This window comes from Pseudomonas libanensis (assembly GCF_001439685.1).
GTDB classification, from domain to species: domain Bacteria; phylum Pseudomonadota; class Gammaproteobacteria; order Pseudomonadales; family Pseudomonadaceae; genus Aquipseudomonas; species Aquipseudomonas libanensis.
Map to the genome: position 1 here is coordinate 137,676 of NZ_JYLH01000009.1, position 13,594 is coordinate 151,269.

Consider the following 13,594-nt stretch of genomic DNA (forward strand, 5'->3'; position numbering starts at 1 on the left):
CCCTCCGCTATCGCAGGCAAGCCAGCTCCCACATTTGATGTTGGGGGCTGTACCGGCCTTATTCCGGTGCGTGATCGCGCAAAAACACCAAATTGTCCGGCTTGGACTGCTCCGCATTGAAGCGGTAACCCTGCACATCGAACTGCTTGAGCTGCGCCGGGTCGTTGATGCGTTCTTCAATCACAAAACGGCTCATCATGCCCCGGGCCTTTTTCGCGTAGAAGCTGATGATCTTGTACTGGCCGTTCTTCAGGTCCTTGAACTCGGTGTTGATGACCCGCGCATTCAGGGCTGGGCGCTTGACCGCCGAGAAGTATTCGTTGGAGGCCAGGTTGAGCAGCACGTCATCGCCCTGTGCGGCCAGTGCTTCGTTCAGCCACTCGCTGATGCGCGTGCCCCAGAAGGCGTAGAGGTCCTTGCCACGGGCGTTGGCCAGCTTGGTACCCATCTCCAGGCGGTACGGCATCATCAGGTCCAAGGGGCGTAGCAGGCCGTAGAGGCCGGAGAGCATGCGCAGGTGATCCTGGGCGTAGCTGATATCGGCATCGCTGAAGGTCTCGGCGTTGAGACCGGTGTAGACATCGCCCTTGAACGCCAGCAGCGCCTGCTTGGCATTGGCCGGAGTGAAGGCGGGCGTCCAGCTGCCAAAGCGGGCGGCGTTGAGGCCACCGATCTTGTCGGAGACGTGCATCAACTCGCTGATCTGTGCCGGGCTCAGTTCGCGCAACTGTTCGATCAGTTCCTGGGAATGGTCCAGGTATTGCGGCTGGGTGAAGCGCGCAGTGACCGGCTTTGACTCGAAGTCGAGGGTTTTGGCGGGGGAAATCACCATCAGCATGAAGTTGGCTCCTGGAATCGTGGCGTATAGCGTGGGCGCGATTCTAGGGGTTGGGGCGTTTTGACTCCACCTATGATGGTGATAGGCGTGTCTTGCCCCGTCCGTGGTCGAGAAATCGAGTGGATTGAGGGGCCGTCAAGTCTGCACGTAAAAGTGATAACGATGAGCGACGGTTAATTCTTCCTGACCGGACGTGGGGTTTGCATGAAATGCGCCAAAGAAAAACAGGTAGGTTTTCTGGGCTTGTGGTGTCTGGTTAGTGAGTTGCGTCCCCAGCGTTCGTCCTGCGGCGCTCGAGTTGAGGATGGCGGCATCAACAATGACAACCTTGGGTACGGTGCTGGCTGTTTGCTCTTTCAGGAGAATATGAAAGTCGCCGTTGGACGCCCTCCCGGATACCACGGAGGCGGTATGAATTCTCTCCCCAATTGGAAGCATCGTTTGCGTATTTAGATAGTCGAATGGGTAGAAGGCTGATGCATAGGTACCTTCGGTGTTCCAGTGAGCTTCCAGTGGTTGTCCCCTGCGGGCTTGTTGTGTCAGTTCGAGCCAGGCCTTGGCGAACTTCTCGACCCGCTGAGACTGGCTTTGGCTGGTGCCTGCCCCGACTTGGGATCGCCCTGAAGCAGATGTGCCCGATGGGTTTATCTGCCCTGGAGCGCCAGGCTTTGAGCCTCCCGTACCTGGGGATGTGGCGCCTGGGTCGGCCCATACCACGGGGATACCGGTATTTAACGGGTGGGCGGGCTGTGTGGGGGATACAGTGGATGAGGTCTGGGCTGTCTGTGCGGGTTTGCGATCACATCCGTCGATGTGTTTTCCACGAAAATGGGAGGAGGGCGTTATTTTCCTGTCCTTCTTGGCCTCGGCGGGTGCAATGATGGTGATACTGACTTTGACGTTGCAGCGCGGGTTGGCACACTCAACTTCTACTGCATTGTTCGCGCTGGCTGAGGTCGGGTAGATCTTCTCGATGTCTTCAATGGAAACCAGGTCGCCGATTTGACCCAATGTTGCATGACTTCTGCTCAACCTTGCTTGTTCATGCATTTTCAAAAATCCCTTTAAGCGTTCAAGTAAGTGTTTGTGACGCGTTCTACGAGTTAAAAACCACGGACTCTACCGACAAAGGCACATCCGCGCCAATGTGAGGCTGACCGTAACGCGTAAACGTACGGTCGGCGTTATGGGGCGGTGGTTCCACAACGGCTGGGTACGGTGCTGATCAGCTATAGTGCCGTTCGTCTTTGGTAAGGGGGAACTTCGGTGCGAATTGCGCTTTTATTATCAGCCAGTCTGTTATGTCTGAACGTTTACGCCGCCCCGGCGGATGTGGCCAGTCTGGACCGTGGCACCTGGCCCGAAAAACTCAGCAGCCCGGCGCTGTTCGATGTGGCCTCGCGCGCAGAAATCCTCATGTTCGCCCACGGCCTGCTGGCCAGTGAATCCCTGGATGACGCTGCACTCAAACAGCGCCTGGGCTTGAAGATTATCAACCTGGCCGCGATCGACGACCTGCGTCGCCAGCTCTGGCAACGGCTGTTGGAGAACTACAGCTTCGCCCAGCAAAGCTGCGAAGAAGATGCCTCGTTCTGCTTCCTGGTGGACAACATGGACGACCTGCGTGAGCAGGCTGGCAAGTTCGAGGTCAGTGACAACTCTTTCTATATAGGCTGGGCCGCCCCCAGCCGGCACTTCCACGAGCGCTATCTCGACGAACTGCTGCGCAAGGCCGCGCTGTTCCCGCAGATCAGCAGTGAAGTGGCGCGCTTTGGCGACCATGAGCGCAATGGCGATGAGCTCAACGACCGCATGTTCCTGCTGACCTTCGATGGCGGCCCTGCACCGGTTGGCGGCAATACCGACTGGCTCACCGACTACCTGCGCAAACAGAAGATGAACGCCACGTTCTTTGCCCTCGGCAGCAGCTTGCAAACCCGGGTAGAGCGTAGTTCTGCCGCCGATGTGCAGGCGCTGTACCAGGGGCAGTGCGTAGGTACCCAGGGTTGGGAGTACCGTTCCCACAGCCATTGGGTCGACTGGCAAAGCTCCATCACCCGCAGTGCCGCGCTGGTGCAGCACCTGATGCCGGAAAACTATCTGCCGCTGTTCCGTCCACCCTATGGGCAGCGCCGCGCGGACAGCCAGGGTTTTTTCCAGCAGCAGGGTTTGCAGGTGGCGTTGTGGGACATCGATTCCCAGGACGAGCCGGGCAAGCTCAAGGCCGATGAGTCGGCGCAGCGGGTGCTGACGCTGATGCTGCTGTGGCGCAAAGGTGTGATTGCCTTTCACGACACTCAGGACAAGGCGCGGATGGCAATACCGATGGTGTTGCAGGCAACGGCGCAGAGTGGCTTGGGTTGGCAGGAGTGCCGCGAGGCATTTCGCTGAGAATGCCCGGCCTTGCTGGGGATGAGGGATTTTTGGGGTGATTTGCTGCGACATTTCGATGCAGGCGGACTTCCGACTTTAACGGGGTGGCTGGCCTTCGGCTAGTGCTATTCGTCATCCTGAAAAATAAACTTCAAAAAAGCGTCAAAGTGCTTTTTCCTGTCATGGGTTTTGCGGTATTACGAAGTCAGACCGCCGAACCCTGCAACACAGGTGGCGTCTTCCAAGACTCCTCATGTGGGCACTGCACTTGACGTCACTCAGGTGTGGTCGGTGGTCGAATCGAGGCGCAGCACCGCCCAGGTATTGCGTCGACTGGCTCCCACAAAGGTGACCGAGTATGGATGATCATGGACGCACCCCTTCTTCCGACCAGCCAATCCTTTATGTGCTTGATACCAACGTATTGATCCACGATCCAAACGCACTGCTTAACTTCGAAGAACACCACGTCGCCATCCCGATGATCGTGCTTGAGGAGCTCGATAAGCTCAAAAGCGGCCACCACAGCGTTGCCGCCGAATGCCGCCAGGCCATCCGCCTGATCGACAAGACTCTGGGCGAAGCCTCGCCCGAAGACGTTGAAGTCGGGGTGCCGATCCAGCGTGGCAAGAGCGGGCCCAAGGGCTTGCTGTCGATCCTGATGAGCAAGCGCAGCGAGCCCAACAGCCTGCTGCCGGAAAACCTCAACGACAACAAGATCATCAACCAATTGATCGACCTGCACGCTCGCGACAAGGACTTGCGCGTGGTGCTGGTGACCAAAGACATCAATATGCGCCTCAAGGCACGAGCGTGTGGGATCGCTGCCGAGGACTACAGTACCGACCAATTGGTCGACGACGTGTCGATGCTTTCCCGTGGTTATCACATGATGACCGGCTCGTTCTGGGACCGCGTCAGCAAGGTCGAGACCCGTCAGGACCACGGCCGCACCTGGCACCAGGTGCAGCTGATCGACAACCTGCCGGCCGTGCATATCAATGAGTTCATCGTCGACGAACAGGGCTTCGTGGGCTGGATCAAAGAGATCCAGGTCGACAAGCTGCTGATCCTCGACCTGCATCAGGAACCCCTGTTGCACCAGGAAGCCTGGGGCCTGAAACCGCGTGATATCTACCAGAGCCTGGCGCTGTATGCGTTGCTCGATCCGGACATCCATCTGGTCAACCTGACGGGCGCTGCCGGCTCGGGGAAAACCATCCTTGCCCTGGCGGCCGCCATCGAGCAGACCATGGTGACCAAGCGCTATCGCCGCATCATCGCCACCCGCAGCGTGCAGGGCCTGGACCAGGAAATCGGTTTCCTGCCCGGTACCGAGGCGGAAAAAATGGAGCCGTGGCTGGGGGCAATCACCGACAACCTCGAAGCTTTGCACATGGATGACGAAAACACCCATGGCAGCGTCGACTACATCCTTAGCAAAGTGCCTTTGCAGTTCAAATCCCTCAACTACATCCGCGGGCGCAGCTTCCAACAAAGCCTGATTTTGATCGATGAATGCCAGAACCTCACCCCGCACCAGATGAAAACCATCATCACCCGTGCCGGCGCCGGTTCCAAAGTGGTGTGCCTGGGCAACCTGGCGCAGATCGACACCCCTTACCTGTCCGCGACCAGCTCCGGGCTGACTTACCTGACGGAACGCTTCAAGGACTTCCCCAACGGCGTGCATATTGCGCTGCAGGGAGTGCCACGTTCGATTCTGGCCGAGTACGCCGAGTCTCATCTGTAAGAGCTCAGTGTGGGGGCTGGCTTTATGTGGGAGCTGGCTTGCCTGCGATAGCATCACTGTGGTGTGACTGACACATTGCGGTGCCTGTATCGCGGGCAAGCCCGGCTCCCACATAAAGCCTCCTCCCACATTTTGATCAGCGATAGGTTTACAATCGCTGCTCCTGATCAGGAGTATCGCTGTGCTGACTCATCTCGATTCCCAAGGCCGCGCCCATATGGTCGACGTCACCGACAAAACCGTGACGTTCCGTGAGGCGGTGGCTGAAGCGCGGGTGCGCATGTTGCCCGCCACCCTGACAATGATTGTCGACGGCGCCCACCCCAAGGGCGACGTGTTCGCCGTGGCCCGCATTGCCGGGATCCAGGCGGCGAAAAAAACCAGTGACCTGATCCCCCTGTGCCACCCGCTGATGCTCACCGGCGTCAAGGTCGAACTGCGCGCCGACGGTGACGACGCCGTGCACATCCTGGCGCGCTGCAAGCTCTCCGGGCAGACCGGCGTCGAGATGGAAGCCCTCACCGCCGCCAGCGTCGCGGCACTGACGATCTACGACATGTGCAAGGCCGTGGACCGGGGCATGACCATCGAAAGCATTCGTCTGCTGGAAAAGCTGGGCGGTAAAAGCGGGCATTTCAAGGCGGACCAGGCATGAGCATCAACGTATTGTTTTTTGCGCGTTACAGCGAAGCGATTGGTCTGGACTCGCTGGAGATGGAAGGCGAGTTCGCGACCGTTGACGCCGTGCGCCAAGCGTTGGCGGGTGAGCCGGATTTCGCAGTGCTCAACGAAACCAGCCTGATGTGCGCCCGCAATCAGGAATTGTGCAGCCTCGATGAGCCTCTGCAAGCCGGCGATGAAGTCGCCTTCTTCCCACCCGTGACCGGAGGCTGAATATGGCCATTCGTGTGCAGATTGAAGCCTTTGATCCCGGCGCCGAAGTCAACGCCATGCACGCAGCCAATGTGGGCGTGGGTGCGGTGGTGAGTTTTGTTGGCTATGTGCGCGACTTCAACGATGGGCGCGATGTATCCGGGATGTTCCTGGAACACTACCCCGGCATGACCGAAAAGGCCTTGGCCAAGATTGCCTTAGAGGCTGAGCAGCGTTGGCCGTTGCTCAAGCTGGAAGTGTTACATCGCATCGGTGCGCTGGAACCGGGGGAGCCGATTGTGTTTGTTGGGGCGGCCAGTGCGCATCGGCAGGCGGCGTTTGATGCTTGTGCGTTTGTGATGGACTACCTGAAGACGCGGGCGCCGTTTTGGAAGAAGGAAAATACTTCGGACGGTGCGCGGTGGGTGGAGGGGCGGGACAGTGATCATGCGGCGGCCGATCGCTGGGGCCAATGAGTGGATTTGACGTGCGGCTTTTGAATGAGCAAACGTCATGCCTCATTTCTATTAAGACCTGAAATTGTCGGTATTTATTCAAAATTAATATATAAAACTGTTAACTCTGACAGTTGTTGGCTCCTCTCGTTATAGGCTTTGATAAGGCCAGGCATTGATTTTTATTTCAGGCTGGGATTAACCCTTCCCTTGATCAAACCTTGCCTTATTGACAAAAGTTATAATGGGAGATGGGATATGGTCACGCGTGAAAATAGTCGCAACAGGTTAATAGCGTTCAATATCAGCCGTCCTGTTAGAACGGATCAGGCTAATGGTCTGTATGCAAATGGAAATCATCAGTGCGAGGTTGTTATTGATGTCGTTAAAGAAGTTAAAGCTGAAGAGGAAAATTGGACTCGCGTTGCTCTGACGTCTGAGGAGCTAGATACTCTGATGGTTGTCAGGTGGTCTGAGCAAGATAATAAAATGCTCCCGCCTTGGTGGTGCTGTGACGAACAACGAAATCACTATGAACTTGGGCTCTGGCAGAAAGGATTGGCGGCTAGTGATTCAGAGGTAGAGGTAATAAAGGCTGTCAGCGATCTACGAACTGAACGCGTAAGCCGCTATCTACGTTGTGATCCAAAGGCGGCAGGTAAGTCAGAGCGATTTATGGCGAGAATCGTTATTGGCGGGCAGGTTTATACTACGAATTTTTCTGAAAATGGAGTGGTTTTTGATTCTTCAGTTACCATCAATCCCGTGCGTCCATTGCATTTGGAAGTTGGTGAGTTAGACGAGTGTAAAGATGAGTACGCGTTTTTTTACTTCACCTCGTCTGTGTTTGCTTATGCTGTTGTGTATTATTGGACTCCTCCGGCAGGGCTGAGTTTTGTAAAGAATGAAGGTATTGATAATCCGTTCATTTTGCCGGGTGATGGAGCGGCGTTTGACTCTACATTGTCGCAGCCGTTAGAGATTGGGTTGAATGGCCTGTCATATAAGGCGGGAACACTTACAAATAAAAATGTAATCGGGCAGCCTCTTGATATAGAGGAAATTCATCGAGATTGGGGGCTGCCTGATGAAAAGCCGCCGGTGAATTTTAATAAAAAGCCTACTATCATGCGGGCAGTGATGTTTGGTACTAATGCGGTGGGTTATCCTGAGCGCGTTACTCCTAGAGCCTGGCGGTTATTTGACAACTTCGGAACAGAACATAAGTTTTCATTGAAGGGAGATCGCCAGGGTAATCTATATCTGCAGGGAGCGCCGGATCTAAGACCCTATAGGGTGTCGCATTTTGACATAGTGCTTCCCAGCGGCCAGCCATCAACGGATGCGCTCTATGCCAATGGCCGTCATCAATGCAAGGTTCAGATCGAACTTGTCGTCGAACGTGAAGACAGTGACGGCTATTGGCATCCCTATACATTGAGTCAAGAGGAACGCAACAGCGTCACTGTGACTCGTTATTCAGAAAATCCAAACGAGTCACTTCCGTTAGGGTGGCATTGCGATCGCCATAAAAATGACTATGACAGTGGGCTAAGGAGACATGGCGCGCGGTTACAAGTAGAAGAGAGTACTGGTTCCATTGGTGCGAAATTGAATGTCACCGTTGAGTTGGTTGACCGTTACATGCGTCTGGATAAAAATATGCCGACTGAACCTCAGAGGTTCATGGCTACAGTTCGCCTGGGGGATGATGTTTTTACTACCAATTCAGGTAATTATAATTCGTTCGTTACTATTCTTCCAACTCGTCCTTACAGGTTGTTGGTTTCAGATTTTGTTAAGTATGAAGATGGTGGCGCTCAGTTTGATGATGTTACTGATGTAAATGTTGTTTATTATACTCCGCCCGGAGGGTTGAAAATCGTCACCATGCTCGGAATTGATAAGCCGCTGCTGATGAATAATAGGGGCTTTTATTTTCATACTGCATTTTGCCAGACTATGACCCAAGTGGGCAATTCTAAATGGAGTCAGGTCGGTGTGGTAACATGGCAAGAACCGGGGAGCTCGTTAGTAACTAATGATATTCAGCAAGGGTATAATCCGAAAAATCCAAAAGTCAGATTTAATGCGGAGTCTACTCAGCTTCGTATCGTCAAGTTTTGGGGGAAATGGAAGATGGATACAGGGATGTCAAATAGTATTTTGCGGGTCTTGGATAATTATGGTTGTGAGCATAGTTTTCGAATTTTGCCGCGCGATGGTGACTTTAGTTTGGTTGATGCTTAGGAACTGGGTCAAGTTTTATACGGATTAATCAATTGTCGAGCCGGCACAGAATCAGGTCAATCGCTTTATGAATACCTAGGACGATAGCGCGCACTACATCGAAGCGTTTCGAAAAAAGATCAGTCGTATTCGCCAGCCCATACTCAGCGAGTGGGGTCGGGTCTGAGGTGTTGAATATGGGAGGCGCATTCACCTCGTCTAGGTAGTATCACTGGTTGTAGATGAATTGCCGCGCATTGTTTTCTTATTTGAGTGAGGTTTGACTTTTCCTTGGTGGAGCAGCGCTATGGATATTTATTCGAATGCCTTCAACTTTAGTTCTTATATCAATGGCTCTGTTGATTTGCGTACCGGCCAATATGGATGTCATATCAAGTTAGCGGCTTTTAATCCCCAAGGGCCGCTGGAGGCGAGCCGGGATATATCCCTTGGTTTCTCGATGTTCGATACCAAAAACAATGGTTGTGGAATCGGGTGGCGCCTTAGCAATACTGAGTTCGATGAGAGCCGTCGCAGACTCACTTTACTAAGTGGCGAGCAGTATCAGACTGACCTTCTGCCGTCCGTGGGTGGCACGCTCAAGATCATAAATCACAAGTTAAAGGACATCGTGGTCAAACGGCCGGATACCACTACATTACAGGTGGTCTACAACGACGGGACCATAGAAATTCTACGGCGTACTGGCAGTACTCAGCCCTACCGGATCGTTGCCATACTGTTCGAAAACGGTGAGCGGCTGACCTTTCGTTACGGCGTTACAGGCCTTCTGGAGCGGATCCTTAACCAGAAACAGGAGGAGTTGCTGGTCCTGACTTACTCAAACGGGAACCTGTCGATAGCAGATACACGTGTCGATGGTGGTCGTTATGCCCGTGTCTGGTTTCTGTACACCAATAACCGTCTGACGCAGGTATCTGCTCCCTTTGACCGTAGTGAAGCACGTGGTACCGCCAGCTATGTGTTTGAGTATCGCTCGGCGTTTCGCAACGGAATGGTTCCTATTATGCGAGTGCGGTCCCCGATGGGCGGTGAGGAGCTGATTACGTATGCAGAGCAAGGGCATCAGTACGCTAACAATCAATTTATTCCACGGGTGACCAGTTGGGTACGAACACCGGCCGCCAAGCAGCCGCCCATGACTCTGACTTACGTTTATAGCCCAGGCCGGAATTTTACCGGATACCCGTTTTCTGGTGGTTTTCGCGAAGGTGAAGACAATCTGTATCAAGTTGTTGGCGATTATGAATACTGGACTGAAGAGCGATCTCTCGATTCTGTTGGCGACACCCAGCTGAGTGCCACTCATACCACTTACAACAAGTATCACTTGTTGACTGAAGAGCGAGTCGTACGTGAAGGCACCCGGACCACGACGGCCATTATCTATAATACGCAGCCCGGCCAGTTTCCCAACCAGCCCCCCAACTTTCATCTTCCAAAAACGATCATCAAGCGCTATGAGTTGGTGGCTGGTGGCACTCCACGGGAAGAAATCCAGCACATAGAGACCGACGACTACGGCAACGAACTAAGCCGCACCGAACCTTCCGGCATACGCACCGAATACAGCTATTACCCAATCACAGGCGAACCCGGAAAATGCCCGGCTGACCCCCATGGGCTTTTCCAGCGTTACTTGAAACAGGAAAAAATTATTTCGGCCGACACGACAGTTGCGCCCCGAATCACTGAGCAAACCCACACCCAGATACAAACGGCGCAGGGCGACTATTTTGTCTTGCAACATGCCGCGGCTCGCGACGGAGTTGTGCAGACCCTGCACACCTATCACGAGGCGGCTGACAACTTCCCACTGAACGGTCGACTGAAAAGTAACACCACCACAATTGACAACCTCGCCCAGGTCACCGATTTCACCTACACCTTTGAAGATGACACGATGACTGAAACCCGTCGCTTCAAGGGCCGTGAGGTGGGCCAGTGGCTGGATTCGGTTCGTACGTTGTCGCTGACCAACCGCAGGGTGCTTGCCCTGACCAACGCCGCAGGCGCCAAGCTGGTGTTGAGTTTCGATGTCACTGGTCGATTGACTGCCGAATCCACTGCCGTAGGCGACCCGCGAGTTGCCGGGCGCCAGTATACCTATCATTTCGCGACCGCTGGCCAGCAGGCCAACCTGGTGACTACTGATGCACAGGGCAACAAAGTCATTACCTATTTCGATGGCATGGGGCGCCAGGTATCAACTGCGCAGGTATTGGGCGAAGACACACTCAGACCCATCAGCAGCCGTCGATATGATGGGCAGGGACGTTGCATTGAACAGACCCGCATTGATTACCTGGGGGAGGCTGGTCAGCGTGCGTTGAAAACCCTGTTTGCGTATAACGCGTGGGGCAATCCAAGCCGCACCACCCAACCTGATGGACGCGTGCTGATTGATGAGTACGACCCTCTTCACCACTTGAAGAAGACCGGTGTCGTCGGGCAGGCGCAGTGGGAAACCATCTTCAATCAATATGACCAGCCAGCGAGAATGGTACGTGTCGGCGTGGCGGGCGAGCGCCTGGAAATGGAAACCCGGACTTATGATGGCTTGGGACGCTGCGCCACGGTCACCAATGCCAGGCAGACCAGAACGACTTATACCTACGATGCGTTCGATCGAGTGGTCAACACTTGCGAGACACCCACCGACGGCACGGCACCGCGTCAGCGCGTGACCACCTATATGGCAGGCACCAGTGAGGAACTGGTAAGCGCTATTTCGGTGGACGCCAAACGTGTGGGGGCCAGCACCTACGACAGTCTTGGGCGCTTGACGTCTCAGACCCGCGGAGTGCGCGATGATGCGCCGGGCTACACCTGGGAATACTCGGCAAACTCAGTCAACCCAAACGTGTTCATCAGCCCGCATGGGGATCGGCAGGTGCAAACCTTTGACGAGCAACTCGATGTCCTGACCGAAGCTCGGACGCCGGGATTTGCGCCGATGCTGTTCAGCCACGATCCCAAAAATGCGGCGCGTACCGTTTCGCAGATGTCCAGTTTCAAACATGAGCGGACTTATGACGCCTATGGGCACCCCTTGAGCGACGTCCAGACAGCAGACGGCAAGGTGTTGAAGCAAAATCATGCGTATTCGCCCAACGGACGTTTGTTGCAGCAGACTTCGATTGGTGGACAAAGCAGCTCGTTCGAGTACGACGCCCAAGGGCGGCTCGAACGTGTGGTAACCGGCGTGATGGTGATGACACAAGCATATGATGATGTCGGCCGCCTCATACAAGTCTCCACCGCTCAAACGGGTAATGCGACGGCCGTTGACGCGAAAATTACCTTCGACGCTTGGGGGCGCGAGTCCAGCCGTATACTTGACGTGTCGGGGCGCAAGTTCCAGCGCATTGCCAGTACCTATCACCCGGATGGCCTGCTGGCGACAAGGCGCATACTTGATGCCCAAGAACAGTTGGTGATTGGTGAAACCTTTGCCTATGACGGTTACGGACGCTTAAGTGAATACCGTTGTGACGGTAAAGAGTTTCCCCGAGATCGATTGGGACGTAGCGTTAACCGACAGTGTTTCCAGCACGATGGCCTCGACAATATTACTCAGGTCGACACCTATTTCGCCGATGGTACCCATGACATCAGCAAGCGCTCATTTACCTATAACGACCCAACCCAGTTATCGCAGGTGACTCACACTCACCCCGCGCAAACACGAATTCTGATTTACGATGTGGCGGGTAATCTGCTGGAGGGGGCGCCGGGTCGTGTATTTACTTTCAATGCGCTCGACCAGTTGACCGCTGTGCAGACAGACACCTTTACCTACTCTTACCAATACGACGCCGAGTTTCGGCAAATACTGGCCGCCCGCGGCAGCGAGCCTGCGGTCAGGCTCGCCTATGCCGATGATCGGCTTGATGCACTGATCGAAGGTAACAAGAACATCCGTTACTTACGCAGCGCAGATACGGTTTTGGCCCGAACCGGCGGCGTAGAGGGCGAGCAGCAGCACCTGGTGGACGCCTCGGGTAGTGTGCGCGCCATTGCGGCGGCGGGGCAGCCGACCCTGGGGCGTCACTACACACCCTATGGCAACGCGTATTTTTCCCCGGATGACGGCAAGGTCCGCACAATGGCCGACCTGCAATTGCCTGCGTTCAATGGCGAACGGCTGGATATCCCGGTCAACCTTTACCACTTGGGCAACGGCCGGCGTGCTTATGACCCCGAGTTGATGGTCTTTTTGTCGCCCGACCCCTTGAGTCCATTTGGTGAGGGCGGCATCAACAGCTACGCCTATTGCGCGTGCGACCCTGTTAACCGGTCTGATCCCGAGGGATTGTTCCTCAACTTGCATCACTGGTTGTTAACCTTCGCGTTTCTGGCGCTTTCGGTGGCAGGTGTCGTGACTGGGGGGGTAGCCCTCGCAGCAGCGGCAGCGGCGGGCACGGCACTCACTGCCAGTATAATCGCAGTAGTTTCCGCTTCTGCTGGAGTGGTAGCTGGAGTCCTGGGTGTTGCCTCACTCAGCGTAGCGGAAGTGGACAGCCAGCAGGGCTGGGACCGCTCAAATCACATCGAGAACTTGAATGTCGCAGCTGTTCTCTTCTCGCTTGGAAGTGTATTCAGCAGCCCGAAATCTATAACAGGGTACCTGAGCCTTACGCACGACCTTTACAACGCCACAGACCATGATCACGGGCCAGGGTCCATTGACGTGAAGGCACATTCTGAAAAGCCCTTGAATAGGGGCTTAATGGTTCCCATCAAACAAGCCATCGGGCCGAGCTATAAATTCACCGACGCCGTCGGCGTCAGCCAATTCAGCAAAAGTTACGATGTTTTCCGCTCCAACCCGAAAATGGGCAACCTGAAAATGCCGCCCGGCCGCAATCAGGGTTCAGGTGCCGAGCCCTCACAGAATCGGGTCAGACGATTTATGGATAGCCAGGGCGATAGTGCGAACTACGTTGAAGAGTTTCGTAAGGAGATCAGTCGTATTCGCCAGCCTATTCTCAGCGAGTGGGGTCGGGTCTGAGGTGTTGAATATGGGAGGCGCATTCACCTCGTCTAGGT

The 13,594-nt window shown here is 54.9% G+C and carries 9 protein-coding genes; 7 read left to right on the top strand and 2 right to left on the bottom strand.

What is annotated here, in order from left to right; genetic code table 11:
* Nucleotides 1–58 precede the first annotated feature (58 nt).
* Together yaaA and TU73_RS15785 are read right to left on the bottom strand one after the other, a co-directional pair.
* Nucleotides 59–838 carry a peroxide stress protein YaaA gene (gene yaaA, locus TU73_RS15780; RefSeq protein ID WP_057012993.1) on the bottom strand — a complete coding sequence of 260 codons (780 nt, stop codon included), beginning with the start codon at nt 836–838 and terminating at the stop codon, nt 59–61.
* A gap of 135 nt (nt 839–973) precedes the next feature.
* Nucleotides 974–1,888 (bottom strand): hypothetical protein, encoded by a 915-nt coding sequence (locus TU73_RS15785; protein WP_057012994.1) that lies wholly within the window; start codon nt 1,886–1,888, stop codon nt 974–976.
* Between the two features lie 216 nt (nt 1,889–2,104).
* On the opposite strand from TU73_RS15785, the gene TU73_RS15790 reads away from it, so the two are divergent.
* From TU73_RS15790 to TU73_RS15815, 7 genes are all read left to right on the top strand, one after another.
* Nucleotides 2,105–3,229, top strand: a complete 1,125-nt coding sequence (locus TU73_RS15790; RefSeq protein ID WP_057012995.1) for a polysaccharide deacetylase family protein — start codon at nt 2,105–2,107, stop codon at nt 3,227–3,229.
* A gap of 340 nt (nt 3,230–3,569) precedes the next feature.
* Nucleotides 3,570–4,964, top strand: coding sequence for a PhoH family protein (locus TU73_RS15795; protein WP_032877681.1), 1,395 nt, complete (start codon nt 3,570–3,572; stop codon nt 4,962–4,964).
* A gap of 181 nt (nt 4,965–5,145) precedes the next feature.
* A complete protein-coding gene (moaC, locus tag TU73_RS15800) occupies nt 5,146–5,619 on the top strand; it encodes a cyclic pyranopterin monophosphate synthase MoaC (RefSeq protein WP_057012996.1) in 474 nt (157 codons plus the stop codon).
* A complete protein-coding gene (gene moaD / locus TU73_RS15805; protein WP_057012997.1) occupies nt 5,616–5,858 on the top strand; it encodes a molybdopterin converting factor subunit 1 in 243 nt (80 codons plus the stop codon). Before moaC ends, moaD begins: the two co-directional genes overlap by 4 nt.
* A gap of 2 nt (nt 5,859–5,860) precedes the next feature.
* Nucleotides 5,861–6,313: a molybdopterin synthase catalytic subunit MoaE gene (gene moaE, locus TU73_RS15810; protein ID WP_057012998.1), complete on the top strand. Its 453-nt coding sequence runs from the start codon at nt 5,861–5,863 to the stop codon at nt 6,311–6,313.
* A 237-nt stretch (nt 6,314–6,550) separates the two neighbouring features.
* On the top strand, nt 6,551–8,542 hold the full coding sequence (locus TU73_RS29010) for a hypothetical protein (protein ID WP_156421234.1): 1,992 nt from the start codon (nt 6,551–6,553) through the stop codon (nt 8,540–8,542).
* Nucleotides 8,543–8,828: 286 nt separating this feature from the next.
* Complete coding sequence (locus TU73_RS15815) at nt 8,829–13,556, top strand: RHS repeat domain-containing protein (RefSeq protein ID WP_057012999.1); 4,728 nt, start codon at nt 8,829–8,831, stop codon at nt 13,554–13,556.
* Nucleotides 13,557–13,594: the final 38 nt, after the last annotated feature.